20 protein-coding genes are annotated in these 26,662 nt (G+C 65.1%); 8 read left to right on the top strand and 12 right to left on the bottom strand.

The window, feature by feature from the left end; translation table 11 throughout:
- The first annotated feature begins 8 nt into the window (after positions 1 to 8).
- Positions 9 to 1,058, top strand: a complete 1,050-nt coding sequence (locus RH857_RS06030) for a hypothetical protein (protein WP_310537073.1) — start codon at positions 9 to 11, stop codon at positions 1,056 to 1,058.
- Positions 1,059 to 1,076: 18 nt separating this feature from the next.
- On the opposite strand, the gene RH857_RS06025 is transcribed toward RH857_RS06030, so the two are convergent.
- Positions 1,077 to 2,135: a hypothetical protein gene (locus tag RH857_RS06025; protein ID WP_310537072.1), complete on the bottom strand. Its 1,059-nt coding sequence runs from the start codon at positions 2,133 to 2,135 to the stop codon at positions 1,077 to 1,079.
- Positions 2,136 to 2,159: 24 nt separating this feature from the next.
- Between RH857_RS06025 and RH857_RS06020 the strand changes: the two genes are divergently transcribed.
- The gene (locus RH857_RS06020; protein WP_310537071.1) at positions 2,160 to 3,188 is read left to right on the top strand and encodes a glycosyltransferase family protein; all 1,029 of its coding nucleotides are present in this window, start codon (positions 2,160 to 2,162) and stop codon (positions 3,186 to 3,188) included.
- Between the two features lie 54 nt (positions 3,189 to 3,242).
- Here RH857_RS06020 and RH857_RS06015 read toward each other — a convergent pair whose 3' ends face one another.
- Both RH857_RS06015 and RH857_RS06010 read right to left on the bottom strand, forming a co-directional pair.
- The gene (locus RH857_RS06015) at positions 3,243 to 4,889 is read right to left on the bottom strand and encodes a glycosyltransferase family 4 protein (protein ID WP_310537070.1); all 1,647 of its coding nucleotides are present in this window, start codon (positions 4,887 to 4,889) and stop codon (positions 3,243 to 3,245) included.
- A gap of 126 nt (positions 4,890 to 5,015) precedes the next feature.
- On the bottom strand, positions 5,016 to 6,017 hold the full coding sequence (locus RH857_RS06010) for a glycosyltransferase family 2 protein (RefSeq protein WP_310537069.1): 1,002 nt from the start codon (positions 6,015 to 6,017) through the stop codon (positions 5,016 to 5,018).
- A gap of 294 nt (positions 6,018 to 6,311) precedes the next feature.
- Here RH857_RS06010 and RH857_RS06005 point away from each other — a divergent pair, with 294 nt between their 5' ends.
- Complete coding sequence (locus RH857_RS06005; RefSeq protein ID WP_310537068.1) at positions 6,312 to 8,642, top strand: glycosyltransferase; 2,331 nt, start codon at positions 6,312 to 6,314, stop codon at positions 8,640 to 8,642.
- Positions 8,643 to 8,752: 110 nt separating this feature from the next.
- Here RH857_RS06005 and RH857_RS06000 read toward each other — a convergent pair whose 3' ends face one another.
- Positions 8,753 to 9,799: a hypothetical protein gene (locus tag RH857_RS06000; RefSeq protein ID WP_310537067.1), complete on the bottom strand. Its 1,047-nt coding sequence runs from the start codon at positions 9,797 to 9,799 to the stop codon at positions 8,753 to 8,755.
- An 80-nt stretch (positions 9,800 to 9,879) separates the two neighbouring features.
- On the opposite strand from RH857_RS06000, the gene RH857_RS05995 reads away from it, so the two are divergent.
- The 3 genes from RH857_RS05995 (at position 9,880) to RH857_RS05985 (ending at position 12,919) form a co-directional block, all read left to right on the top strand.
- On the top strand, positions 9,880 to 10,830 hold the full coding sequence (locus tag RH857_RS05995; protein ID WP_310537066.1) for a glycosyltransferase family protein: 951 nt from the start codon (positions 9,880 to 9,882) through the stop codon (positions 10,828 to 10,830).
- Between the two features lie 128 nt (positions 10,831 to 10,958).
- Positions 10,959 to 11,888 carry an ABC transporter permease gene (locus tag RH857_RS05990; RefSeq protein ID WP_310537065.1) on the top strand — a complete coding sequence of 310 codons (930 nt, stop codon included), beginning with the start codon at positions 10,959 to 10,961 and terminating at the stop codon, positions 11,886 to 11,888.
- Positions 11,885 to 12,919, top strand: a complete 1,035-nt coding sequence (locus tag RH857_RS05985) for an ABC transporter ATP-binding protein (RefSeq protein ID WP_310537064.1) — start codon at positions 11,885 to 11,887, stop codon at positions 12,917 to 12,919. The genes RH857_RS05990 and RH857_RS05985 overlap by 4 nt, the downstream gene beginning before the upstream one ends.
- A 68-nt stretch (positions 12,920 to 12,987) precedes the next feature.
- Here RH857_RS05985 and ndk read toward each other — a convergent pair whose 3' ends face one another.
- The 5 genes from ndk to RH857_RS05960 form a co-directional block, all read right to left on the bottom strand.
- Entirely contained in the window at positions 12,988 to 13,401 is a 414-nt protein-coding gene (ndk, locus tag RH857_RS05980; protein WP_310537063.1) for a nucleoside-diphosphate kinase, read from the bottom strand.
- A 3-nt stretch (positions 13,402 to 13,404) separates the two neighbouring features.
- Entirely contained in the window at positions 13,405 to 13,896 is a 492-nt protein-coding gene (locus tag RH857_RS05975; RefSeq protein ID WP_310537062.1) for a DUF4233 domain-containing protein, read from the bottom strand.
- Positions 13,897 to 13,900: 4 nt separating this feature from the next.
- Entirely contained in the window at positions 13,901 to 15,277 is a 1,377-nt protein-coding gene (locus RH857_RS05970) for a bifunctional folylpolyglutamate synthase/dihydrofolate synthase (RefSeq protein WP_310537061.1), read from the bottom strand.
- An 8-nt stretch (positions 15,278 to 15,285) separates the two neighbouring features.
- Complete coding sequence (gene ileS / locus RH857_RS05965) at positions 15,286 to 18,603, bottom strand: isoleucine--tRNA ligase (protein WP_310537060.1); 3,318 nt, start codon at positions 18,601 to 18,603, stop codon at positions 15,286 to 15,288.
- A gap of 268 nt (positions 18,604 to 18,871) precedes the next feature.
- Entirely contained in the window at positions 18,872 to 19,762 is an 891-nt protein-coding gene (locus RH857_RS05960) for a DUF3824 domain-containing protein (protein ID WP_310537059.1), read from the bottom strand.
- 103 nt (positions 19,763 to 19,865) lie between these two features.
- Here RH857_RS05960 and RH857_RS05955 point away from each other — a divergent pair, with 103 nt between their 5' ends.
- Complete coding sequence (locus RH857_RS05955; protein WP_310537058.1) at positions 19,866 to 20,573, top strand: MgtC/SapB family protein; 708 nt, start codon at positions 19,866 to 19,868, stop codon at positions 20,571 to 20,573.
- 228 nt (positions 20,574 to 20,801) lie between these two features.
- Here the strand turns inward: RH857_RS05955 and valS are convergent, their stop codons facing one another.
- Positions 20,802 to 23,429 (bottom strand): valine--tRNA ligase, encoded by a 2,628-nt coding sequence (gene valS, locus RH857_RS05950; protein ID WP_310537057.1) that lies wholly within the window; start codon positions 23,427 to 23,429, stop codon positions 20,802 to 20,804.
- Between the two features lie 92 nt (positions 23,430 to 23,521).
- Here valS and RH857_RS05945 point away from each other — a divergent pair, with 92 nt between their 5' ends.
- The gene (locus RH857_RS05945) at positions 23,522 to 24,283 is read left to right on the top strand and encodes an SDR family oxidoreductase (protein WP_310537056.1); all 762 of its coding nucleotides are present in this window, start codon (positions 23,522 to 23,524) and stop codon (positions 24,281 to 24,283) included.
- 106 nt (positions 24,284 to 24,389) lie between these two features.
- On the opposite strand, the gene RH857_RS05940 is transcribed toward RH857_RS05945, so the two are convergent.
- Together RH857_RS05940 and RH857_RS05935 are read right to left on the bottom strand one after the other, a co-directional pair.
- A complete protein-coding gene (locus RH857_RS05940; protein WP_310537055.1) occupies positions 24,390 to 24,992 on the bottom strand; it encodes a mycothiol-dependent nitroreductase Rv2466c family protein in 603 nt (200 codons plus the stop codon).
- A gap of 92 nt (positions 24,993 to 25,084) precedes the next feature.
- Positions 25,085 to 26,533 carry a mycothione reductase gene (locus RH857_RS05935; RefSeq protein WP_310537054.1) on the bottom strand — a complete coding sequence of 483 codons (1,449 nt, stop codon included), beginning with the start codon at positions 26,531 to 26,533 and terminating at the stop codon, positions 25,085 to 25,087.
- Positions 26,534 to 26,662: the final 129 nt, after the last annotated feature.

Below are 26,662 nucleotides of genomic sequence, written 5' to 3'. Positions count from 1 at the left end.
GTCGCGCCGTGAACACCGTAGTGACGCGATTCATCAGTGAGTATGCCGCCTCAGAGAAGCCAGCCGAGTATGTCCTGAAGGGCCGCTACGCCGAGCGACCGCGGGGAATCCTGATCTCTGCTCTGAAGCGGTTCAACGGATCGGTGGTCGCCGCCTCCGGCAAGCAGCGCGTGGTGATGCACCGAGGGCAGGTAGCGGGCGGGTTCCAGGTCAATCTCACCAGCCTCTCAGGCGTAGAGGCTTACGAGGCCTCCCGATCGACGACGGTGGCCAAGGCCTACTTCAGCTCCGTCGGCGTGCCGGTTCCGCGAGGGAGATCGTTCAGCCCTCGACGCTTTCAGGAAGCTCTTGAGTACCTGGCGGGATGGAAGGGCGCACCCCTAGTTCTGAAGCCCTCCACGACGACCGGAGGACGTGGCGTGGTACGCGGGATCCGCACCGCGCAGGACCTCGAGAAAGCGTGGGAGATTGCCTCCGCCGTCCGCGTGAGGGGCCTGGGTGGCACCAATGAGCTCATCCTCGAGGAGCAGATCGAGGGAATCGACGTGCGCGCCTTCATCGCCGGGGAGCGTGTGGTCGCGGCCACCGCGAGGATCCCGCTCTTTGCCGTCGGCGACGGACGCCGCAATCTGGCGCAGCTGACAGACCGCGCGCTCCGCAGCCGTACCGGCAACCCCGTCTTGCTGGAGAACCCCATCAGCCGCGACGACATCCTCAAGGCGAATGCCCTGGACCCTTCTGAGGTTCCGGCCGCCGGTGAGGTGACGCTGTTGTCCTCCCGGGTGGGTCTCCAGGACGGCGGCCTGACGGTCGATGTCACGGATGCGATGTCACCGGAGCTCCGCGAACTCGCGGTGCGGGCGGCCTGGTCTGTTCCGGGGTGCCCGGTCACCGGCGTCGACCTCTTGGTACCCTCCCTGAACTCTTCCGAGGACGCCGTAGTGCTCCAGATCGACGTCGAAGCGCCCCTTGCCGTCCATCACTTCCCCTGGGTCGGCAGCACCCGACCGGTGGCCGAAGCGGTGGCACGGTCCATCATTCGCCACGGCAGAAACTAGGCGCCGCGGTATGGCGTCTCAGGCCTGAGGTGCTCCCCGATCCATGATCTCGTTGATACGCCGTGTCAGCTCGGCGACCCGGACGCGAGCTCTGTCTACCGCCGGTGCCAGCGCGGCCCGACGCTCGGCCAGTTGGCCGACAAAGGCAGGAAGCTGCTCATACCGACCAACGAGTTCTCCCAGGTCCGCTTCTGCCAGGAGACGGTGAATTTTCTGCGCATTCGCCGCCGAACCGATCGGAACAGCCCCCTCGGTGGCCCCGATGATGAGGCCATGGGCGCGGTCGCTGACAACGGCAAGGGACTGCTGGAAGATCTCACGCGCGTAAGCGTCAAGGTCGGCGTGGAGCATGCTCGGCGGGAGGCGGTACTCGCCTCCCAGTGCTTCGGCCAGGCGGACTGCACGGGGGGCATCACGGGCGACCTGCGCCAACGTGACCACGCGGACCCCCCATTCCCGTGCCGCCCCTCGGACCCCCTCGATCCAGGCCGGGGCCGGCCACGGTCGGTCAAATCTCATCGTGACTGCCAGGAGGTCCCGAGAATCCGACGGGATCCACTCCTGCGTGTCCGTGCCCAGAGAATACGCCCAGTCTGGTGCGACCTCCCCGAACCCAGCGGTGTCTCGTGAGGCGCTATCCCGCCACGAGACCAGAGCAGCCTGGCGGAACGGGGCGGAGAATCGCAGCGACTGCGACGCCGCCGGATCTTTGAAACCCAAGCCGGCAGCGATCAGCGTGGCTCCCGTCGCAGCAGCGTAGCGCAGCTCAACAGACTTCCGAGGATTCGGAAAGCTCCCAGCCTGCGGGTCGATCTCCCCCGCGTTGAGGAGGTGAACAGGGTTGCGAGACTTCTCACTGGCGCGCAGCCAGTCCGGACGGCGGGTGTAGATCGTATCGCGCTCGGTCAGTTCAAAACCGGAGAGGTAATCACCGGTAGGAGCATCAAAATAGACGTGCATTCGACGCCGCTCGTGGCGTACCGCGCGAAGATAGGCTTGACGCAGCGCTGAATCCCCGAGGTTATCGTCCTGACCTGTGAGGTCGATAAAGACGTCTTGTTCATTGGTCCCGCCCATTGAGCCCCAGTCTATACTGGGCCGGTGCAGCACGTTCTCCCGGCCCAAGACCACCAGTCCGAGCTTCGAGTCCTGGAAGGACACCGGCCCCCGCGGCCCAACGTCTCCTATATCGACCAGATCGTGGGCGAGGCCGAGGACGGCATTCTTTTCAGCTATTTCTCGGGGCCGCTGCGTCGCTTCGACGTGGATGTGGTTCACATCCATCAACCCCATGCCCTCTTCGGTGGCAGACCCGGCAGCGGTGACCTGCCCCAGAGTGACCTAGTGCTGAGCGCGTTGGCGTTCAGGCTCGTGCGCAAGCTGAAGAAGCACGGAATCGCACTGGTGCAGACCGTACATGGACCGGAAGCCCGGACAACTGCCCGGTGGCGAAGGATCCTGGACCGGGCGACGAGCACCTTCATCACCCTGGATAAGAACACGCCAACGCCTGATCCGCGACGCACCGTCTGCATCCCTCATGCCCATTACCGCGACCGATTTCTCGGCTATCCGCGAGCAGAGATGGTTCAGGGCCGAGTCCTGTGCCTTGCTCCTGACAGGCTTGAGCGGGCGGCTCAGGGGCCGCTGCGCGTCTTCCCCCTCGTGCAAACTCCTGGTCTGACCCTGCGCCTGGCAGGGGAAGGCGATCCGGGCCTCCGGAGCGACGTCGAACGCGGCAGCGACCACGGTCAGCGCACTGTCACGATGCGCATGGAGCGGCTCTCCGATGCGGCAATGCTGCAGGAGCTCACCGCCGCCGAACTCGTGGTGCTGCCAGCGATCGAAACACTGGGCGACGAGAATCTGCTGTTCCTCGCGCTCTCCATGGACCGCCCGGTGATGGTTCCTTCGAGTCCCGCGCTGCAGGATCTGGCACAGGAGGTCGGTCCCAGATGGGTCCACCTCCATGACGGGCCGGTCACGGCGGAGCTGATCGATCACACCATGGAGCAGCTACGCAGCCTTCCGCCCGCCCGCGAGCCCATGCTCGAGGACCGCAGTATCGATGCGACCGCCCGTCGATATGCGGAGGCATTCCGCAGCGCAGCCGTCTCGAGGGCCCGCTGAGCGGAGCCGCTGGCGCGAACCTCGGCTGGAGGGTACTCACCTGTTCCGCTGGGCTCAGCGAGGGATGCGACGCTTCAACTCATAGTTGAGTCGGTGCGCGGCGGGCTTCAGTGCGGGCGCGTAGCTCAGCGCCAGACGGGCATAGGGCCGGGCACGCCGAGCCACTCCCGCGAGGACTCGGCGAGGCAGAGGCCGGCCAGGCGAGGAGTGAACGTCCTGGGAGGCAGCCGCGCCCTTCCGCTTCCTGGCGCCACGTGTTCTGAGTCCTGAATGGCGCTCCACGTAGAACAGGAGCAGGTCGATGAGCTCCTGAGCATCCTCAAGCGTGGGCTCCGGAGAAAATGTCTCCGGCAGGGTGTCCTCGATCAGCTGCTGGTAGGCCTCGGCGAAATCGAACTCTCGTATCCGACGAGCCGCCTCCAGCGACGCCGCTGACAGTTCAGAGAAGCGCTCGGGACTGCCGTGGAGAGCCGCGACCGCACGGGCGAAGGCCGACGAGTCAGCCTGGGGAACTGAAACGATGCCCCTGTTGCCCTGGACCGGAAGCAGCCAGGGCATCTCGTACATCACCACCGGCAGTCCCCGCGCCTGAGCCTCAAGAATGGTGAGCTGGTAACCCTCGATCACACTGGTCGAGACAAAGACGTCCGCCGCATCGACGGCATCGATGAGCTCTTGGCCGTGAAGAGGCCCGACGACGTCAACGTAGTTCTCCAGACCACGCTGCCTCACCTCCCCCTTGAACTTCGCGGGAGTCAAGTCTTTCCACTCCGGTCCGATCACCCGCAGGCGGAAATCGACTTCCAGCTTCTTCAGCTCCGCGGCAACCGCGATCAGCTCGCGCACCTGCTTGGTGTGCTCGTCCAGACGTCCCCACCAGATCAGCTCCAGTCGCCGTCCAGCCGGAGAGGCCTTGACGATATCCACATCCGACGAGTCGTGGATCATCGGCGAGGCCGGGTTAGGCAGATACACGGCATGGGGGACTCCGCGCAGCTTCCAGTAGACGGCGTCGAGCGGGGACAGCGTCACAACCTTCGCCAGTGAGTCCAGGTGGTCGGTCAGGAACGACGTCAGGTTGCTGAGGTCATAGAGGGGGCGACCGGCGAAGTTGTGGACCCACCCGATAGTGGGGATGCCGAGTGCGCGAGCCATCAGAGCGTAGGCAGGCCATTCTTTGGTGTAGAGCGTCTGGTGATCGATGATGACGTCGACCGAGCGGCTGGCACAAATCTCCCGCCATTCTCCGACACGCGCTGGAAGGTCCCCGCCTTCCATCTCGACAAACTCAGCACCCTCGGGCAGCAGGTCGTGAGAGCTGCCTGGGCCTTTTCCGACGATGGTGACCCGGTATCCGGCACCAAGCAAATGGCGAGCCTGGGACAGGAGCACCATGGACACGCCGCCCGTGGTGATGGTCTTCGTTGTCAGAAGAACATGTTGGACGGGTCGCTGAGCGAGCTCCACCCGGGGCCCGGCCTGGGCCAGCACCTTCAGCGCCTCCGGGCATTCAGCGACGGCGGCCATGACAAGGTCTGTCTCGGCGACGCTGCTCCGAAGGCGGATCAGCTCCTCTGAGCGCACACGGTCCTCAGGCTCATCGGCGAGTGTGCGCAGCGCGCTTCCCACCTCGCTGAGTCCCACCGACTCGTGCTCGTCCTCAGATGCGTGCTGGTCGGAAGGGAAACCCTGAGAGGGCATATTTGTACGCTCCATAATCGTTCGGGCGGAAGGCCGGGACCTCGAACCGCATGTCCCCGGCCGCGCGGGGTCTCAACCGGGCGGGAGTTCGGGACAATCCTAACCAAGCTCACGGCTGATCGGATCCTACGGCGAGTCGAGAATGAGCTGTCCCGAGGGTTCTCCGGTGCGACTGCCATTCTGGGCGGCAGCACGGACGGTGTCCTGCTCCGACACGCGAGCGTGCAGACGCGCCAAGCACCGTTCGGCAAGATCGCTGCGCTCGGTGCCTGGAAGATACTTCAAAAGGTTGCCGATCACTGTCAGTCGAGCAGCCTCATAGCTGCGGCGTAGGTCCATGGACCCGGCGTGTGTCCCCGCGGCCAGACGGTCAACCGCAGGCGTCATGTACTCCAGGGCATCCAGGGAGCTGAGATAAAAGTCGAACTGGTCCACGGACTCGACACGCTGGCCGCTGCCCCCGCGCTGGAAGTGATAGCGGTACAGACGATCAGGAACCGAGGTGTAGAGGCGGGCTGCTGCCGATGCGAAGAAGAGGATCGGCAGGTCGTCTGCGCGGTAGAGCTCGAGGGTCGCGGGCATTCTCGTGTAGGCCCAGCGCAGCAGTTCCGTCTTGTACAGCGCTCGCCAGAGCTGCATCTGGACCGGCCGGACAGGCGGGAAGAGTCCCGGGACGATGGCGTCGCCGACAAGCGTCTCGTGCCGCGGCGTCATGCGCGCCTCGAAGCTGCTGTCTCTGGTGCCTGTGGGCGTGAGAACCTCGGCGGCGAATCCGACAAGGTCACTACCCTCTCTCCACGACTTTTCGAGGGTCACTTCTGCTGCCGATGGCGCGAGCTCATCGTCCCCGTCGAGGAAGAGGACGTACGGGGCACGCGCCGCGAAAACGCCAGTTCTTCGAGCCTGGAACGGAGAGCGATTGGAAGGGTGAGACAACAGCCGGATCCGCGAGTCCTGTCCCTGGTACCGCCGAATGACCTCCGCGGTCGCGTCAGTGGACCCGTCGTCCACTGCTACCACCTCCAAGGTTCTGCGGGTCTGAGCAAGACAGCTCTCGAGGGCCGCACCAACCTCAGCCTCGTTGTTCCAGGCCGGCACGATGATCGACACCTCGGGGGTACCCGACACGTTCCTCCCTTCGCACGATGCAGGGCGGTGAGTGCTCGGGCCAGCACCGGCGGCACTCTCTGGCCATGCAGTTGGCCTCATTCTGTCAGGCGTCAGGCTAGTGTCACCAGGCCCCGCCCGGTCCGCTGTGAGACGCGCCACCCCGCGGCAGCGAATGTGCTGCTCCCGGGGTCTGCCTACCCGGTGACCCGGCACTACCCATATAAGATTGGCCTGCCCCGGGACGCCACCAGCCCGGATGCGGTCACTGGATCGCCTACCGTTTGCGCCCTGCTGTCTACTGATGGAGCCACCATGCACGACTCCCCTCAGGTATCGATCGTGATGCCGGTCTTCAACGACGAGGACTGGATTACGGAGGCCCTGGAAAGCTGCCTCAGTCAGACCATGGCAGACATCGAAGTCATCTGCGTCGACGACGCGTCGACGGACAGCACGCCGGAGATCATCGAGCGCTACCACCAGAAAGACCCACGGGTCCGACTGATTCGCCAGGGCGAAAACCGGTCAGCCTTTCAGGCCCGGCGCGTGGGGGTCATGGCGGCTCAGGCCCCATTCGTGCTGTTCCTCGACGGCGATGACGAACTGGCACCTCAGGCCGCTGCGCGCGCCGCGGCGAAGGCTGAAGAGACCGGCGCAGATCTGGTCGGATTCGGCGTGGCGGTCATCGGTCCCAACGGAGGTACAGTTGCCGGGTACCAGAAGCGCCTGGCCCATACGCATACGCATCTTGAGGGCGAAGATGTCCTGAGAGGCCTCTTCCCCGTCAGCAAGCCGGCCCAGGGCCAGCTTTGGCGCTACCTCTTCCGCACCGAGGTGCTGCGCACGGCCTGTTCTCTGTTGCCGGAGGACTTGGTGCTCAGCCGCGTCAACGATCTGCCTCTGACCTACCTGGCTGCGGCGACGGCTCAGCTGTTCGTCTCTATCCCCGACAGGCTCTATAAGTACCACTTCCGTCGCGGCGGGAGCGGCCACCGTGTTGACGATCTCGCCCAGTTCCAGTTTTACGCGCGAGGAATCGAATCCGTGGAGGCCCTGGCGCCAGCGGTGCGGAAAATCGCGCGCCGCAGCCCCGACCCGGAACCGATCCTTGACGGCTACGAGACAATCCGGCTCTCCATCATCGGCAACGTACTCGGTTATCTCCTGGCCAGCGCCAGCGAAGAGCACTACGGGGAGTACCTCGCGCACCTGTACACACTGGTGAACCAGTCAGATGTTGTTCTCGCGGCCGCCGACTATGCCCCGGATGCACTCCCTGTGCTGGCCAAGCACAGCAAGAGACTGGAGCTGACCGGTCGTTCCGTGCGCAACGTGCTGCTGACGACCAAAGCCATCACGACCGGAGGCGTCTCGCTGGTCCTGCTGGCACAGGCTCGCTACCTGCGGGACGCCGGATTCAACGTGACCATCGCCGCTCAGAATCGCGGCAGCGTCACCGACCAGATCCCCGCGGGGGTGAACCTCGTCGAGGTGACGGGGCGCAAATCCTCGACCCGCCTGCGGAACTGGGCGGAGATCTGCCGCAGCGAGTCTATTGACGTCATCATTGACCACCAGACTCTCTACAGCTGGACATGGCCCTCCTACGCCCTGATGGCAGGAGCAGTGGATGTCCCCACCATCGGTTGGGTCCACAGCTTCGCTCTGCGGCCGGTCTACGACCTGAAGCACATGATCTCGTTCATTCGGGATCAGGCCAACTGTCTGGCCTCGCTGGTCACCCTGTCTCCGCTCGACGTCTCGTTCTGGAAGCTTCAGGGTGTTGCCCATACCGCGTACCTTCCCAATCCTCCTTCTCCGATGCTCCTGAACTCCCAGGTTGCGGCCCCTGCAAAGTCTGCACCCCAAGGTCCGCTCAAGCTCATCTGGTGGGGACGGCTGGAGGAGCACACCAAGCAGGTCAGTCAGCTCATCGAGGTCGCCGCTCAGTTGCGCGAGCTGGATGTTGACTTCACCCTGCGCATCATCGGTCCGGACTCCCCGGGTCTGACCGCAGCAGACTTCGCGGCACGGGCGAAGAGCCGAGGTGTCGAGGACGTGATCGACGTCGTCGGCCCCCTTCACGGACAGCAGCTGCTGGATGCCATCGACGCCGCAGACATCTTTGTCAGCACCAGTGTCCTCGAGGGGTACCAGCTGACACTGGCCGAGGCGCAGTCCCGGGGTCTGCCCGCTGCCATGTATGAGCTACCGTGGCTGACCTTAGTGCAGAACAATGGGGGAATCGTCACCGCACCGCAGGGCGAGGCGCGGGCACTGGCACGCCAGATTCAGAAGCTCGCTGAGGATCCACGGCGCTATGAGCAGTACTCAGCCGCCTCCGTGGAGGCCGCCCAGCGCGCCTTGTCCCCGGACTTCTCCCAGCTCTACGAGCAGCTCGTGACCGGGACCCTTCCCGGGGAATACTCCCCCGAACCGACGCTCAGCGATGCCCAGCGGATTCTCGACTGGATCGTCTTCTTCACCGAGCGCAATGCGGGCCTGCTTCGCACCTCGCGCAAGCGGAGAATTGTTCCGGACGGACAGAAGACTCTGCTGCGCCGCGCGCTGAACCGGGCCGATGCGGTGGCCCCTGGCCTGCGCCCTCTGAAACGACGCGTTAAGCGGCTCATCGGCCGCTAAGACGGGCCGCACGGTGCCGGAGGCCGGTGGAGACTCCCTTCAGGAGTACTCCACCGGCCTCCGGTCATGTGATTCTCAATGTGATGGAGAGTCTAGCCCTGCTGCACCTGTCAGCGGGCGGCATCCATGGCCGCGTTGATTCGGCCCGTCAGGTCCGCGATCTCGGCCCGCGCAGTGTCGATGGCGGGGGCGAAGCCGGAAAGCCGGTGCTCCAGCTGGGCAGCGAACTCGGGAAGCTCCTGGTAGTGACCCACGAGGTCTCCCAGCCCTGCGGCTGCGAGAAGGCGTTTGATCTTCTGCGGGTTCGACGCCGAGCCGATGGGATAAGCTCCTTCGCTTGCCCCAATGATGAGCCCGTGGGCACGGTCGCTGATCACCGCAAGTGCTTCGCCGTAGACGCTGCGGGCGTGGGAGTCCAGGTCGGCGTGCTTCATGCTTGGCGGCGTCAGGTACTCACCGCCGAGCATCTCTGCTAGCCGCACGGCCCGAGGCGCGTCTCGTGCCACCTGAGCGAGAGTCACGATGCGGGTTGACGTCTGCTCGGCCAGGGAACGGACAGCTTCAATCCACGTCTGGTCCGGCAGAGGCCGGTCAAACCGCAGCGATACCGCCAGCAGGGGCCTCGCATTCACGGACGCCCACTCGGCAGTGGGAGTCCCCAGCGCATAGGCCCAGTCCGGGGCCACTGTGCCGAAGCCAGCGGCGTCGCGTGAGAGCGCATCGCGCCAGGAGGCCACGGGAGCGTTACGCAGGACAGGGTGGAATGCCTCCCCGTTCACCTTCGAGGGGTCCTTCATCCCCGTGCCGGCAAAGAGCACAAGGCCGTCCCGCTCCACGATGTTCCGCAGCTGAATCGCCGTATGGCGCGGCGGGTAGGCGCGCCCAGGATTGATCTCCCCGGCGTTGAAGAGCATCACCGCACGTCGGCAGCTGTTACTCGCGGCGATCCACTCAGCACGATCGTTGTAGACCAGGTGCTCCGGCTTCAGAGGAATGCCGGTGAGGTAGTCAGTGGTCTGCCCCTCGAAGTGCACGTGGAAGCGACGTCCCTCTCCCTGTGCGGCCTCGAAGTACGCCGCCCGAAGTGCGGAGTCTCCGAGGTTGTCGTCCTGGCCTCCCAGGTGGATAAAAACGTCCTGCACGCTGTTTTCGCTCATCGCTTCTACCCTAATATAGTTGTCGCGTGCTCCCTGCTACCCCGCGCCCTGATGCCGATTCTCGCCCACTTCGCGTTTTGGTGGGGCACCGTCCTCCCGCTCCGAAGGTCCGCTATGTCGACCAGATCGTCGGGGACGAACTCTCTGGGGTCGATTTCGGGTTCTTCGGGGCCGCCTACCGAGATCAGGACGCCGACGTCGTGCACGTCCACGACCTCGATGCACTCCTCGGCGAAGGTAAGGACCCCGACCGTGTGGCGGCGGCTGAAGAGTTCATCGCTGCTCTCACGAGCCGCAGCATCGCCCTCGTCCAGACCCTTCTCCCCCGGGATCCCCGGGACACTCCCGCTCACCAGGTGCTGGACAGGGCCACGAACGCGTTCATCATCCTGGATGAGGACACCGCCACGCCCGACCCCGAGATCACCACCCTGATCCCCCACGCTCATTTCCGTGACCGGTTCCTGGGCTATCCCCGCGGCGAGCGGATTCAGGGGCGCGTGCTGTGCGTCTCTCGCACTGACACCGCGCGCTCGGCCGAGGCTCCCCTCAAAGTGTTCTCCGTAGTCGACACCGCTGATCTGACCCTGCGCGTCGTCGGCGAGGAGGATCCGGATCTTGAACCCCTGATCGGCCGTGCCGTCCGCCGGACGAACGGTGCAGTGTCCGCACGCCTGGAGACCCTCTCCGAGGCAGAGATCGTCCGCGAGATTGACGGGGCCGAGGTTGTGCTGCTGCCGGAGACCGAGTCCCTGGAGGATCTCACCGTGCTCTTCCTCGTTCTCTCCCTGGACCGTCCCGTCATTCTGCCGCGCAGCAGCACCGCCACCGCACTGGCCTCCGAGGTCGGTCCCGGCTGGATTCAGACCTACGAGGGGCCGCTGACCGCTGAGGTTCTGGACGAGGCCGTGGAGGCCGTGCGCACCGCTGAGCGCGGAGAACGTCCGCACCTGGACGGTCGGGACCTGGAGACCACGGCGAGGGAGTACGCGGAGGTCTTCCGCCGGGCCGCACGGTCCGTCGGGCGCTGAGACGACGTCTTTCGGCGGTCCTGGTGAGGTTCCCCGGCGTTGGCGGGGCCCGCTGATAGACTGGGCCGCGCTCTGCCGGGGCACTGTGCCTACCGACAGACTGGGATATCCGAGAGGGATTTACGTCAATGGCAGCACCAACCGCTGAGGCTCCCGAATACAGCCTGGGGAGTCGCCGCGTCGTCCAGCTGGACGGAAGCGGTCTTGTCCGCGTGGGCGCCCGGCCAACACTCGGGCAGTACCTGAAGCAGCTGTGGCAGTTCCGCCACTTCCTCTACTACGACTCTCGGTCGCGAGTCTCGTCGCAGAACAACTTCGACTCCCTGGGGCGAGTGTGGATGGTGGTCAACCCCATCCTGCTGGGCCTGGCGTTCTTCGTGGTCTTCGGGCTCATCCTGGAGTCCTCCCGCGGCATCGCCAACTTCTTGGGATACCTGGTCATCGGTATCTTCATGTTCCGGTTCTTCACCTCCGCCATCACGGGGGCGGCCAATTCGATCGCCGGCAACCAGAACGTGGTGCAGTCCTTCAACTTCCCCCGAGCGGCCCTGCCCCTGTCAGCGGCCGTGCGCGAGCTCTTCGCCTCCGTCCCGGTCTTCGTGGTGATGGCGCTGCTGGCCTACTTCCTGGGCGGCTACCAAATCACTCCGGACGAGTCCAACGCCTACGACGTCGAACTCACCTGGCACTGGCTGCTGTTCTTCCCCGCGGTTGCCCTGGCCCTGATGACCATGGCCGGCGTCGGCCTGCTGCTGGCGCGTCTGGTCAACAGCTGGAACGACACCAAGCACCTCATCACCTTCGGCACCCGTGTGCTGCTCTACACCTCCTGCGTCTTCTTCAGCATCGAACGCTATGAGCGCGTGCCCTGGATGAAGACGATCGTGGAGCACAATCCCCTGTTCTGCGTGCTGGACATCGTGCGCCACGCATGGCTCTACGACGGGTTCGCCGATCCGCACCGCTGGGTGGTCCTGAGCGTGTGGGCGGTGGCCTCCCTGGTCATCGGCTTCATCGTGTTCTGGCTCGGCGAAGAGTCCTACGGGAAGGAACGATGAGCGCTACGTCCGCCAACTACACTCCTCGCCGGGCCAATTGGCTGGCCTCCCAGCCACAGCAGCCCACCGAGGTCGACATCGACCCGGAGTCCCTCGATGAGGATCTGGTCGAAGAGATCACCTGGGACTCAGCACCGCTGACCTACCAGGCTCCCGTCATCGAGACTCCCGACTCGAAAGAGATCGCCGTGGCGGTCGACGGCGTCTCCATGACGTACCGAGTTCGCTCCTCCAGCGAGTACCTCAAGGAGAAGAACCGCTTTTCCCGTGCCGTCAAGCAGGTGCTGGGCTCCGGATGGGCTGAGATCCCGGCCCTGGACGAAGTCAGCTTTGTGGTCAACCGAGGTGAATCCGTGGGGGTTATCGGCACCAACGGATCCGGCAAGTCCACGCTCATGAAGCTGCTCACCGGCAAAGTCCGCCCCACCACCGGCGAGGTCTACGCGACCTCCACCCCGGTGATGCTGGGTGTGAACGCAGCTCTGGTGCGCACCATCTCGGGCCGGGAGAACATCAAGCTGGGCTGCCTCGCCATGGGCATGACCCCGCAGCAGGCGGCCGAGAAATTCGACCTGATCGTGGAGATCTCCGGGCTCCACGATGCCCTGGACATGCCACTGAAAGCCTACTCCGCAGGCATGGCCTCCCGCCTCCAGTTCGCGATCGCCACCGCCGTGGACCCGGACATCCTACTCATCGATGAGGCGCTGAACACCGGTGATGCTCAGTTCCGGGCGCGGACCAAGAAGCGCCTGGACGAAGTCCGCGCTACCGCAGGCTGCGTGTTCCTGGTCTCTCACTCCCTGGGGACCATCAAGCAGATGTGCACTCGCGTCATCTGGATCGAACAGGGCCGTCTTCTGGCCGACGGCGATCCGGAGTGGGTGTGCTCCCAGTACGAGGAGTACACCGGGCACAAGTCCAACGAGCGCATGCGGTCAGCCCAGATTGTCTACGACCGGACCCTGCTGAAGCTCTCCGAGGCTCAGATCGAATTCCGTGAGGGAACACGTCCGACCCGCGCGGGCTGAGACCCGCCGGACGGAGAAGGGGCCCCGCACCACGTGCGGAGCCCCTTTTTCATTGGTGACGCTTCAGCTCAGCTGAACCAGATGCCGATCTCGCGCTCAGCCGACTCCACCGAGTCCGAGCCGTGCACCAGGTTCTTCTGCACCTTCTCACCCCAGTCACGGCCCAGGTCGCCGCGGATGGTGCCGGGTGCGGCCGTCGTCGGGTCTGTGGTGCCGGCCAGGGACCGGAAGCCCTCGATCACGCGCTCACCTTCAAGAATGGCCGCAACCACCGGGCCTGAGAGCATAAAGTCCACCAGCGGCTGGTAGAACGGCTTGCCCTCATGCTCCGCGTAGTGGGCAGCAAGCTGCTCGGAGCTGGCCTGGACCTTCTTCAGCTCAGCGATGGTGTAGCCCTTGGCTTCGATACGGCGCAGGATCTCTCCGGTGAGACCGCGTGCTACGCCGTCGGGCTTGATCAGGACCAGGGTGCGTTCACTCACGTGTCAGTTCTCCTCACTGTTGGTCCGCCCGGAGGTCTCCTCCGCAGCGGCAAGCTCTTCTTCTAACCTGTATCTTTCCATCTTTTCCCGGTCCACACGGGCACCGGTGGTCACCGCGTACCACCAGCAGGCCAAGAACGCCAGACCCGGCAGCAGCGCCAGCGTCACGATCAGCCCCTCCGAGGTCACCAGCGCCACGCCCACAAAGGACCCGAGGATCAGCACCTGCAGGATCCAGCCGATGGTGTATCCCACGGGCTTCTGCAGCAGCGGGCAGGTGAACACGCATGCCGCGGCAATGACCAGGGACCCTCCGAAGAGCCACCAGGCGTAATCCTCGTTCTGGTTCAGCCCCCATGCCGCCAGCCCGAAGAAGAACATCAGGGCGGCCTCCAGGCACAGGACGGTGGAGGCGAACAAAACCTTGACCGAACGCGGCGGCCTGGTCATGCCGGGGCGCCATTCCTGCTGGGCCTGCTTCAGTCTCTTCCCCATCGCCTCAGACCTCCTCGGCTCCTAGCAGCGTGCGGGCTTCGCCGACCACCGTGATGGAACCGGTGATCAGTACACCTCCGGTGACCCCGGCGTCGGCCTCGTCCAGCGTGGTGACCGCCCATTCGATGGCATCGTCTAGCCGTTCGGCAACATGGATCTGATCCTCACGGAAGCCGACGTCCTGAGCGAGTTCTGCCAGGTCCTCGGCGGCAATGGCCCGCGGGGAGGTGGACTGAGTCACGCAGAGATCCTCCACGAGTCCCTCGTACTGGGTACGGATGGTCTCCAGCATTTCGCGAGCGTCCTTGTCCTGCAGGATGCCCAGGACCAGCACCAGGCGGGTGAGGCCGAAGTTCTCCTTGACCGCCAGCGCGCTGGCCTCCAGGCCGGCCGGATTGTGGGCGGCATCGATGATCACGGTAGGACCGGTGCGGACCACCTCGAGCCGTCCAGGCGAGGTGATGTGCTCACAAGCCAGCCGCAGGTTCTCCAGATTGAGCTCCTGCTCTCCCCCGCCGATGAAAGCCTCCAGGGCTGCGATCGCCAGGGCGAAGTTCTCAGCCTGATGCGCTCCGTGCAGGGGCAGCAGCAGATCGGGGTAACGTCCGGCGATCCCCTGGATAGTGACCTGCTGGCCCCCGACTCCGGGGAGCCGGGACTCGACGCCGAACTCCACACCTTCGAAGCGGAACGGAACATCAGCGTCCTTGGCCGCCTGCAGCAGAACATCGGCGGCCTCGGGCACCTGCGCCGCGGAGATGAGATAGCCCCCGGGTTTGATGATCCCGGCCTTCTCCAGGGCGATGTCGCGTTCGGTGTCTCCCAGCAGGTCGGTGTGATCCAAGCTGATGGGAGTGATGACCTGCACCTGGCCGTCAGCGACGTTGGTGGCGTCGGTGATGCCACCCAGGCCGACTTCCAGCACCACCACGTCCACGGGCTCGTCGGCGAAGACGGCGAACGCCAGGATGGTCACGCATTCGAAGTAGGTCAGCGGCACGTGTCCCTCGGAGGCCAGCTTCTGATCCACCATGGCGATGTAGGGACGGATCTCGTCCCAGATACGCACAAACGTCTCATCCGGTACAGGTTTGCCGTCCAGGACGATCCGCTCGGTCACCTTCGACAGATGAGGGGAGGTGTAGCGCCCCACTCGTAAATCGTGGGCCAGCAGACCGGCCTCGATCATGCGCGCGGTGGAGGTCTTGCCGTTGGTGCCGGTGATGTGGATGACCGGAGCCGCCTTGTTGGGCTCCCCCAGCACATCCATGGCCATGCGCATGGGCTCCATGCGCGGTTCCATCTTGTTCTCGGGCGCACGGGAGAGCAGCTCCGCGTACACGCTGGCCACTGAGAAGTGGTCAATAGGCTGATCAGACACGGGACTCCTTATGAGGCATTCACGACGACGACGGCTGCTGTGGTCTCCTGCGAGTCTCCACCATCGACCAGCTCGAGCTCGACGGTCAGGGTCTCGGACGTGACCAGCTGCTGGTGCTGCTGGACTGCCGCGAGCACCTCGGCACTGGCGGTCAGGGTGGTGGCGATGCGATCCGAGACCTGCAGGTCGGCGTCCTTGCGGGCAGCCTGAATGGTGCGGATGACGTCGCGGGCGGTGCCTTCGGCAATCAGCTCCTCGGTCAGTTCGGTGTCCAGGACCAGGAAGCCTCCCCCGGCGCCGCCAGCACCAGCACTGCCCAGGACGGTCACTGCCTTATCGCCGGTCTCCTCGGAGACGGTGGTGCTCAGCGTGTACTCGCCCTCCACCAGATCCAGCCCGCCGGCGGTGACCACACCGTCGGTCACGGACCAGTCCCCGGACTTGGCTCCCTTGATGGCCTGCTGGACCTGCTTGCCCAGTCGCGGTCCCGCGACCCGGGCGTTGACCACCAGCTGCTGGCCGATGCCGTAGGCTTCGGCGCTGGTCTCGGCCAGGTCTTTGAGCGTGACGGTCTTGATGTTCAGCTCATCGGCGATGATCTGCTCGTAGGTGCCCGCCAGTGCCGCGGCCTCGGGCACCACCACCGTCAGCTCCGCCAGGGGCTGGCGGACGCGGCGCTTGGCCTGCTTGCGCAATGCGGAGCCAGCGGAGGTGATGGAACGGGTCAGTTCCATGAGCTCCACGGCCCGCTCGTCCTTGAGGTAGTCCTCCGGGTTGGGCCAGTCCGTCAGGTGCACGGAACGCCCGCCCGTCAGTCCGCGCCAGATCTCCTCGCTCACCAGCGGCAGCAGTGGCGCGGCCACCCGGGTGAAGGTCTCCAGAGCGGTGTAGAGCACGTCATAGGCGGCGAAGTCCTCCTCATAGAACCGCTGACGGGACCGGCGGATGTACCAGTTGGTCAGGGTCTCGGAGTAGCGGCGCAGGGCATCGGCGGCACCGGCCACGGCGAACTCGTCCAGGGCTGCGGTGACGTCGCGGACCAGGTCGCCGGTGGCGGCGAGGATGTAGTGGTCCAGAGGGTTAGTGACGTCGTCGCCCGTCACCGCCTTGGCCTGGTAGCCGGATCCCCCGTTGGCGCTGTTGGCGTAGAGGGCAAAGAAGTGCCAGGCGTTCCACATCGGCAGCAATACCTGGCGCACGCCTTCGCGAATGCCCTCCTCGGTGACGATCAGATTGCCGCCGCGCAGGATGGGGCTGGACATCAGGAACCAGCGCATCGCATCCGAACCATCGCGGTCCAGCACCTCGTTGACGTCGGGGTAGTTCTGCAGGGACTTGGACATCTTCTGTCCGTCCGAGCCCAGCACGATCCCGTGGCTGATGACGTTGGTGAAGGCTGGGCGGTCAAAGAGTGCCGTGGCCAGGATGTGCATGGTGTAGAACCAGCCGCGGGTCTGGCCGATGTACTCCACGATGAAGTCTGCAGGGTGGTGGTTCTCGAACCACTCGGCGTTCTCAAAGGGGTAGTGCACCTGGGCGAACTGCATGGAGCCTGAGTCGAACCAGACATCGAGCACATCCTCCACCCGAACCATCTTGGATTTGCCCGTGGGATCATCCGGGTTCGGACGGGTCAGCTGGTCGATCCAGGGTCGGTGGAGATCCGGTTCTCCGGCGGCGTTGCGCGGGTAGTCGCCAAAGGCCTCCTTGAGTTCCTCCAGGGAGCCGTAGACCTCGGTGCGCGGGTAGTTCGGGTCATCGGAGACCCACACCGGGATGGGGCTACCCCAGTACCGGTTGCGGGAGATGGACCAGTCGCGGGCGTTCTCCAGCCATTTGCCGAACTGCCCGTCCTTGACGTTGTCCGGGATCCAGTTGATCTGCTGGTTCAGCTCCAGCATGCGGTCCTTGAACTGGGTGACCGCCACGTACCAGGAGGTCACTGCCTTGTACATCAGCGGCGTGCGGCAGCGCCAGCAGTGCGGGTAGGAGTGCACGTAGGACTGCTCCCGGACCAGCCGTCCGGAGGCTTTGAGCTGGTTGATGATGGCGCGGTTGGCATCGAAGGCCTGCACTCCGGCGATCTCTGCCAGCGGGGTGTCCCCCTCAGGCGTCGGCTCGGCGAACATCGGCAGGAACTTACCGGCAGCGTCCACCGAGAGGATCACCGGAATGCCGGCGTCCTCGCTGGAGCGCTGATCCTCCTCACCGTAGGCGGACGCCTGGTGCACCAGACCGGTGCCGTCAGTGGTGGTGACGTAGTCCTCGACCAGCACGCGGAACGCGTTCTGCGTGCCCCACTTCTCGGCGTCGGTGTAGTAGGTCCACAGCGGCTGGTACTGCAGGTTCGCCAGATCCCGGCCCGGGTAACGGCCGACGACGGCGGCAGCAGCGACCTCGGCAGCGGAGATCTCACCATCGGCGAAGCCCAGATCCTTGGCGTAGGCGCCCAGCAGGTCAGCGGCCAGCATGTGCTGGCCAGGCAGCGGTCCGTCCTCGGGAGCCTGAACCACCACGTACTCGACGTCGGGCCCCACGGCCACGGAGAAGTTGGTGGGAAGAGTCCAGGGGGTCGTAGTCCACGCCAGCAGGTTCACTCCGCGCAGCTGCTCCCCCAGGTCACCGCCGCCGGTGATGGGGAAGGTCACGGTCACGGAGGGGTCCTGACGGTCCTTGTAGACGTCGTCGTCCATGCGCAGCTCGTGGTTGGATAGCGGGGTCTCGTCCTTCCAGCAGTAGGGCAGCACCCGGAAACCCTGGTAGGTCAGGCCCTTTTCATGCAGCTGCTTGAAGGCCCAGATGACCGACTCCATGAACTCAACGTTCAGGGTCTTGTAGTCGTTCTCGAAGTCCACCCAGCGGGCCTGCCGGGAGACGTAGTCTTCCCACTCCTTGGTGAACTTCAGGACGTTGGAGCGGCAGGCGTCGTTGAAGGTATCGATGCCCATGGCCTCGATCTCTGCCTTGTCGCTGATGCCGAGCTCTTTCATGGCAGAGAGCTCAGCGGGCAGCCCATGGGTGTCCCAGCCGAAGCGGCGCTCCACGCGCTTGCCGCGCATGGTCTGGTAGCGCGGGATCAGGTCTTTGACGTAGCCGGTGAGCAGGTGGCCGTAGTGCGGCAGACCGTTGGCAAAGGGCGGGCCGTCGTAGAAGACGAACTCCCCGTCCTCCGCTGCGCGCTGGTCGATGGAGGCCTGGAAGGTGCCATCCTCATCCCAGTACTTCAGGATCCGCTCCTCGATCTCCGGAAAACGCACGGAGGTCGGAACGCGGCGATCACCGGTGGAGGCGGCGCGCGGATACACGGGTGAGGGAGTCTCGGTCATGGAGTCCATCCTGCTTACGGTTGTGACAGTCGGCAATTGTCTTCATCCGCAAGGACGCTGCAGCGGATGCTTCAGCGCGGTACCACCTTGCTTGCCTGGACCTTTGGTCTACGGAACCGATGCTCCAGGCCTCTCCATGACTGCTGTGACGGGCTTACCCGTCCGGTTCTACTGAGGCGCGCGTCCCTGGGCGGGATTCTGCCTGTTCTTCCGGAAGCTCACCGGTGATGGCCGGGTCAATGCTGTGCGGCACAAGTCTACAAGAGCCTCATCCCCGACGACGACGGCGGCGTGCACCCCGGAAACCGATCCGCAGCCCCAAACCCAGAGCCAGCAGCGGAATACCGGCGGAGAGCAGCACGATGCCCAGGAAGACCGCGAGAATCGCAACGCCCACCCCGCGGAAGAATTCGAAGAAGTCACCGCTTCCCTCGTAGACGGCGACCACAACGTCTTCACCCTCGAAGAGGTCTTCGGGGTGATCCGTAGCATTGCCCGGGCGCACATTCGGCACCTCCATGGTGTGCGTGCCCGATTCCTGCGCGGTGAAAGAGGCCACCGCGCGCGCCGTGTATCCGTCCCGGGAGACGTTCTGGACCTGCCCCCATCCGGCCTGGGTCTGCTCACCGCTCGGGGAAATCACGTATCTCTCGTCGGCTGCCAGGAACGCTGAAGGGAGGTCGCTGGGGTATATCGCGAAGAACTGGACCTGCTCCCCGGCCTCCAGGTCAAACTCCAGGGTGCCGGGCACCTCGGTGGAGGTGATCGCGTCGTCTCCGGGGGTTCCATTGCTCCCCAGGATGTTGTAGCCGAAGAGACCGAAAAAATTCAGTCCGGCGACCACAAATGCGGCGACACCCGCCAGGCTGATCAACCCGCCCAGCACCGCGAGCAATACGGAGAGGACTCCGCTGCCGCGCGCGGGCTCCTGCGGGGGCTGCTGGGGCTGCCATCCGCCGGGAGGCCCGTAGGGAGCCGGACCGTGTGATGACGGCCCGTAGGAAGGTCCGTAGGAGGGCGGTCCGTACTGGGGTCCACCGTAGGAGGGCCCACCGTACTGTGGCGGACTGGACTGACCGTGCCCGGAGGCCGGCGGGTGCGAGTGGCCCTGGGGTCCTGGCGACTGGTGCGGCGGGCCGGCTGGAGGTCCGTAGCTCATACCCCCATCCTGTCACCTGCCGTACACGGCGTCAGGGACAGGAGTCTCATGACGCCGCCAGGTGTCCAGGCTGCACCCAGGCGCACGTGGCTCGATGGGAGGGATGGTGATTGAGCTGATTCCGGAGTCCCTGGGTACCGAGGCGCTGCTGCTGGGCTGTGCCTTTGTGCTCTCGGGCATCATCGGGGTCGAGCGCGAGATGCGGCTTAAGAGTGCTGGGGCCCGCACACACATTCTGGTGGGCATGGGCTCCGCGCTGTTCACGCTGGTCTCAGCTTACGGCTTCGCCCATCTCCTGGGCGACGACGTCGTTCTGGACCCCTCGCGTATTGCCGCACAAATCGTCTCCGGAATCGGGTTCATCGGCGCCGGGGTGATCTTCGTGCGCCAGAACATCATCTCCGGGCTGACCACAGCGGCCTCGATCTGGGTCACGGCCGCTGTAGGTATGGCCTGCGGGGCCGGCATGCCGTTGATCGCCGCCCTCACCGTAGTGTTCTACCTGCTGGCCGTGACCCTGGTGACCTCGCTGGTCCGGCGCCTGCCCCATCACGGCCGCAGCCGCTTCTACGCGGTGCGCTACGCCGATGGGCGTGGAGTGCTGCGCGATATCCTCAGCGCCGCATCCGAGCTCGGATATGAGACCGCGCTCTCCCGCACCAAGCGTCTGGAAGGAGAGAACGGGCCCGTCGTGGAAGCCACCATGCGCTTCAGCCGCCCGCAGCATCGCGCCACGGAGGAACTCATCGAGACGCTGAGTGAGCTCGAGGGCGTCGAGGAGGTCCGTGCCGTGGAACAAGACCACGACTAGCTCCTCAGCGAGCGGTAGCCAGCGCACAAGAAGCGTTCGGTGATGGATTTTCGCAGCATTTCATGGGTGAATCGCCGCATAATGGCGCAAGAATCCATCACCGAATGCCAGGACCACAACAGACGACGACGGCCCGGGAGGAACCGGACCGCCGTCGTCAGGGAGTTGGGCTGCCGTCAGGGAGTGGTGCTGTCGTCAGGGAGTTGGGCTGTCGTCAGGGAGTGGTGCTTAGGCCTCTTCAGCCAGGGTGACCTCGGAGACGCTCACCTCGGCGCCCTCCTGGGCGACCAGTTCCAGGGACTGGGCCCGGGCAGCAGCCTTGATGTCGCTCAGCGCGGCCTCCACGTGGCTCAGCGTGACCGCCGGTGCAGTGATGCGGGCCGAGAGGATCTCGGTGCGCTGCTTGACCTTGGCGTCGGACTTGGCCCGGCGCAGTCCGGAGAGCACCTCGCCCACCGAGTCCAGCAGCTGCGGCTCACCCGCCACGATCTCCAGAGCCTGGGCCTGCGGCCAAGCAGCGGCGTGAACGGACCCGGTCCGCCACCATCGCCACACCTCATCGGTGGCGAAGGGCAGGATCGGAGCGAACAGTCGCAGCAGAGCATCCAGGGTGGTGGCCAGGGCTGCACGCACCGAAGCCTGTGCCTCCTCTCCGTGACCGCCGTAGGCGCGATCCTTGACCAGTTCCACGTAGTCATCGGTGAACTGCCAGAAGAACGACTCGGTGATCTGCAGGGCCCGCGCGTAGTCGTAGTTCTCGAAGTGCTCAGTGGCCTGGGCAACCACGGTCTTCAGCTCGGCCAGCAGGGCCCGGTCCAGGGGCTGGGTGACGGCGGCCGCGCCGGCGTCGTCGCGCACAATGTGAGCCTCGGTCACGCCCATGCCCAGGGCGAACTTGGAGGCGTTGAGCAGCTTGATGGCCAGACGCCGCCCGATCTTCATCTGCGCAACCTCGTAGGCGGTGTCCACGCCAAGTCGTGCCGAGGCCGCCCAGTAGCGCACCGCGTCAGTGCCGAACTGCTCCAGCACGTCATTGGGGACCACCACGTTGCCCTTGGACTTGGACATCTTCTTCCGGTCCGGGTCCAGAATCCAACCGGAGATCGCCGTGTTGGTCCACGGCACCGACTCGTGCAGCGAGTGGGCCCGCACCATGGTGGCGAAGAGCCAGGTGCGGATGATGTCGTGGCCCTGCGGGCGCAGGTCGTAGGGGAACACGGTGGTGAAGAGCTCGTTGTTGCGCTCCCACTGACCGGCGATCTGCGGGGTCAGTGAAGACGTCGCCCAGGTATCGAGCACGTCCTCCTCACCCACGAATCCGCCGGGGACTCCACGCAGGGACTCCTCGAACCCGGGGGCGGGCTGGGCGGCCGGGTCCACGGGGAGCTGATCCTCAGCGGGCAGAATCGGGTTCTCGTAGTCGGGGTTGCCGTCCTCGTCCAGGCGGTACCAGACCGGGATCGGCACGCCGAAGAAACGCTGGCGGGAGATCAGCCAGTCGCCGTTGAGGCCCTCGACCCAGTTCTCATAGCGAGAGCGCATGAAACCCGGGTGCCAGTCGATCTCCTTGCCGCGGGCCAGCAGCTCCTCGCGCCGGTCCGCGTCGCGTCCGCCGTTGCGGATGTACCACTGGCGGGAAGTGACGACCTCCAGGGGCTTGTCGCCCTTCTCGTAGAAGTGGACGGCATGGGTGATGGGTTTGGGCTCGCCGTCGAGGATGCCCTGCTCACGCAGCAGCTCGACCACGGCTTCCTTGGCGGAGTGGACGGTCTTACCGGCGAGCTGCTCGTAGTTGGCGCGGCCTTCCTCGGTGGTGATCCACTCGGGGGTCTCACGCGCGAAGCGACCGTCACGGCCGATGAGCGCCCGGGTGGGCAGCTGCAGCTCGCGCCACCAGGTGACGTCGGTCATGTCGCCGAAGGTACAGATCATGGCGATGCCCGAACCCTTCTCCGGGTCTGCCAGGCGGTGTGCCTTCACCTCGACCTCCACTCCGAAGAGCGGGGAGGTGACGGTCTTACCGAAGAGCGGCTGGTAGCGCTCGTCGTCGGGGTGAGCCACCAGCGCGACGCAGGAGGGCAGCAGCTCGGGGCGGGTGGTCTCGATGAAGACTTTCTTCCCCTCGGCGGTCGTGAAGGGGTAGCGGTGGTAGGCCCCGGGGCGTTCCTTAGCCTCCAGCTCAGCCTGGGCCACCGCGGTGCGGAAGGTGATGTCCCACAGGGTCGGCGCTTCGGAGGTGTAGGCGTTGCCGGAGTTCACGTCCCGCAGGAAGGCGCGCTGAGAGGCCGCACGGGAGTCGTCGTCGATGGTGCGGTAGGTCTGGCGCCAGTCCACGGAGAGGCCCAGCCGGGTGAAGAGATCCTCAAAGATCTTCTCGTCCTCCACCGTGAGCTTCTCGCACAGTTCAATGAAGTTCTGACGGCTGATGGCGTCCCAGTCGCGCTGGTTCTTCGCGGGCTTCTCCGGCGGCTGGTAGTTGGGGTCGTACGGCTGGCTGGGATCGCACCGCACGCCGTAGTAGTTCTGCACACGACGCTCGGTGGGCAGGCCGTTGTCATCCCAGCCAAGCGGGTAGAAGACGTTGTAGCCGCACATGCGCTTGAAGCGGGCCATCACGTCGGTCTGGGTGTAGGAGAACATGTGCCCGACGTGCAGGGAGCCGGACGCGGTCGGCGGCGGGGTGTCGATGGAGTAGACCTGCTCGCGAGTGGTCTCCGGGTTGAAGTGGTAGATCTTCTCCTGAGCCCACGCGGAGTTTAGCTTCTCCTCCAGCCCCTCCAGGGCGGGCTTCTCGGGGACTTCCGGGGTCTTGGGGGTCTGTACGGACGTGTCTGTGTCCTTGAGTGTCTCGGCCATGGGCGCCATTCTTTCACGTCAGCTCGGGGTGGGCTGCGTCATAGAACGTACGACGTCGACCCCTCCCCCGTGTGCCCCACTACCCTTGGACCATGATGAAGCAATCGAGCCCCCGCAGGGCGCTGGTCACCGGCGCCTCCTCCGGAATCGGTGCCGCAACGGCGCACCGCCTCACCACCGAAGGCTGGCAGGTCTTTGCCGTGGCCCGCCGCGCTGAGAAGCTCGAGCATCTGGCCGAGCAGGAGGGCATCATTCCTCTGGCCTGTGACATCACCGACCGGGAGCAGGTCGATCAGGCGTTGGAGCAGGTTCAGGCACAGGGCGGCATCGACACGCTGATCAATAACGCCGGCGGCGCCTTGGGGATCGATCCCGTGGCCGAAGGCCGCCTCGAGGACTGGCGGTGGATGTTTGAGGTCAACGTCCTGGGCACGCTGAATATGATCCAGGCGTTCCTGCCCATGCTGCGCGCTCACGGTGAAGGCACCATTCTGAACGTGACCTCAACTGCGGGGCTGGTCGCCTACGAAGGTGGCGCCGGGTACAACGCCGCGAAGTTCGGTGAGCATGCTCTGACCGGTGCGCTGCGGCTGGAGGAGGCCGAGCACAATGTCCGTGTCATTGAGGTGCTCCCCGGAATGGTGCATACCGAGGAGTTCTCGGCCAAGCGGCTGCGCGGGGATGCGGCTGCGGCGGAGAAGGTCTATGCCGGAGTGGAGAAGCCCCTGGTCGCTGAAGACATCGCTGAAGTCATCACCTCAGCGGTCACCCTGCCGCACCACATCAATATGGATCAGATTGTGGTCCGGCCTGTGGCCCAGGCGGCCCAGCACAAGGTGATCCGCAAGTCCTGAGACAAAAATGTCGGATATGCGGTGCCTTTTCTGGTCTTAGGCCAGTTCAGGCGCCGCATATCCGACATTTCTTAGCCGGCCGGGCCTAGGCCCGGCGTAGGCTGACTCAGTCGAACTGCGGGAACTCGGTGCGGGAGCGTTTGAGCTCGAAGAAGTACGGGAACTCCGCCAGCGCCACCGAGGCGTCGAACATGCGTCCGGCGTCCTCACCCTTGGGGATGCGGGTGATGACGGGGCCGAAGAACGCGGTGCCCGCGAAGGCCACGATGGGGGTTCCCACGTCCTGACCCACCTTGGTGATGCCCTCTTCGTGGGAGGCGCGCAGGCGCTCGTCGTTCTTATCGGTCTTGGCGTCCTCCAGCAGGGAAGCATCGGCCCCGATGGACTCCAGCGCCTTGGCCGTTGCCGCGATGTAGTCCTTGTTGCCGTTGTTGTGGATCTCCGTGCCGGCAGCCGTATAGAACTCGCCCACCTTCTCCGGGCCGTAGGCAATCTCCACAGCAATGGCAGCACGCGACGGCGTCCAGCGGGCCAGCTGCTCCTCATCCTCCGCCGGGGAGGGGTTCTTGGCCTCATTGAGCACACCGAGGCTCATGACGTTCCAGTGGACTTCGACGTCGCGAACCTTCTCGACCTCGAGGATCCAACGGGACGTCGCCCAGGCAAACGGGCACAGGGGATCGAACCAGAAATCAACGCGCTCAGCCATGAATGCTCCTTCAAGCGAGAGTCAGGTGGAATAGGGTTCCGGTGGTGCCAACCGCCCGGGGGTCGTGGTCATTCCTCAGCCGGGTCTTGAGCTCAGAGCGGTGCGTCCTCCGGCACCGGGACCTCAAGTCCCAGCAGGGCGTTCTCGACGACCTCCATCAGTGCCGGGTGGATCCAGTACTGCCCCCGGGCCACGGTGTAAGCGTCTTGGCCGAAGCTCATGGCGTGGACTACAGGCTGAATCAGGTTCGAGGACTGGTACCCCATGGCGTGGGCGCCGAGCAGTTTGCCGGTGCGGCGATCAGCGATGACCTTGAATATCCCGTAGGTGTCCTCCATAGCCCAGCCGTAGGCGGTGTCGCCGTACTTCTGAGTCTTCGTGGTGAGGTTCTCCGCGCCGATGCGCTCGGCGGCCTGCGCCTCGGTCAGGCCGACCTGGGCGATCTCGGGATAGGAGAAGATCGCCGAGGGCACCGCCGCCACACGCGCTTTGCGCAGATCATCCGGGTTCTCCAGATTGTGGGCGACCACTCGCGCCTCGTGGTTGGCCACGTGTTTGAGCATGGCCGCCGAGCAGATGTCCCCGAGCGCATAGAGCCCTTCCACCGGCTCCCCCTGGGCGTAGACGCGCTGGTACTCGTCGACCACAATCCGGCCGTCGGGGTGCAGGTCGATTCCCGCTTCTTCGGCTCCCACCAGGTCGCTGTTGGGCCGGCGACCGATCGCCACCAGGACGACGTCGACCTCGTAGGTTTCCGTGCGCCCGTCGGAGGTGACCAGGTGAGCAGCAACGGGTGCGCCGTCGTCGCCCGTCTCCTCCACGGCTACCAGAGTCCGCTGGTACAGGACGCTCCAGTTCTTCTCCGCCTCGGCGGAGTAGGCCGCGGCGATCTCGTCATCGAGCTGGGTCATCAGCCCGATGCTGCGGTTGATCTGGACGACCTCGCTGCCGAGGCCCGAGAAGATCCCGGCGAACTCGCAGGCGATGTACCCTCCGCCGACGATGAGAACCTTCTTCGGGAGGTCCTCCAGGCGCATGATGGACTCTGAGGTGTGGACCTGCGGCAGATCGATGCCCGGAACCTCCGGAAGCACAGGACGGGAGCCGGCGGCGATCACCAGCTGACGGGCCTTCACGTCGGTGCCGGAATCGCTGCGGAAAGAATGATGACCCGTGAGAGTGACCTTCTCGCTGATCAGCTCCACGTTGTCCAGTTCCTCGCGATACTCGCGTCCGCCTTCGGAGATGGCGTCGATGCGAGCGAAGATGCGGTCGCGGATGACGGGCCAGTCGGCACTGGGGCGGGACAGCGTCACCCCGACCTTTGCCGCCTCTTCCGGAGCGCGGGCCAGAGCCGATGGACGAACGTACATCTTGGTGGGGATGCATCCCACATTCAGGCAGGTGCCCCCGAAAGCGCCGGTGGTGTCGATGCCTTTGTCCGCGAGCACCACCTTCTTGTCATCCCAGAAGGGTGTGATCAGGGAGTTTCCTGATCCCGAGCCGATGATTGCCAGGTCTGGACGGTGCAGTGTGGCCATGTCCCCATCCTAGGCGCGGAAGACTCGTGATGCCTCACGGTCAAGTCCCCGGGAAGTGATCCCCCGTGCCTCATGTAAAAGTCCCCGCGAAACAGGTCCGGGTCAGCCGTAGAGTTTGATCCAATCGGC

The organism is Nesterenkonia flava, from assembly GCF_031432335.1.
Taxonomy (GTDB): Bacteria; Actinomycetota; Actinomycetes; order Actinomycetales; family Micrococcaceae; genus Nesterenkonia; species Nesterenkonia flava.
The sequence above is the reverse complement of the archived record's forward strand: the minus strand, read 5'-3'. Positions and strand labels throughout refer to the sequence as shown.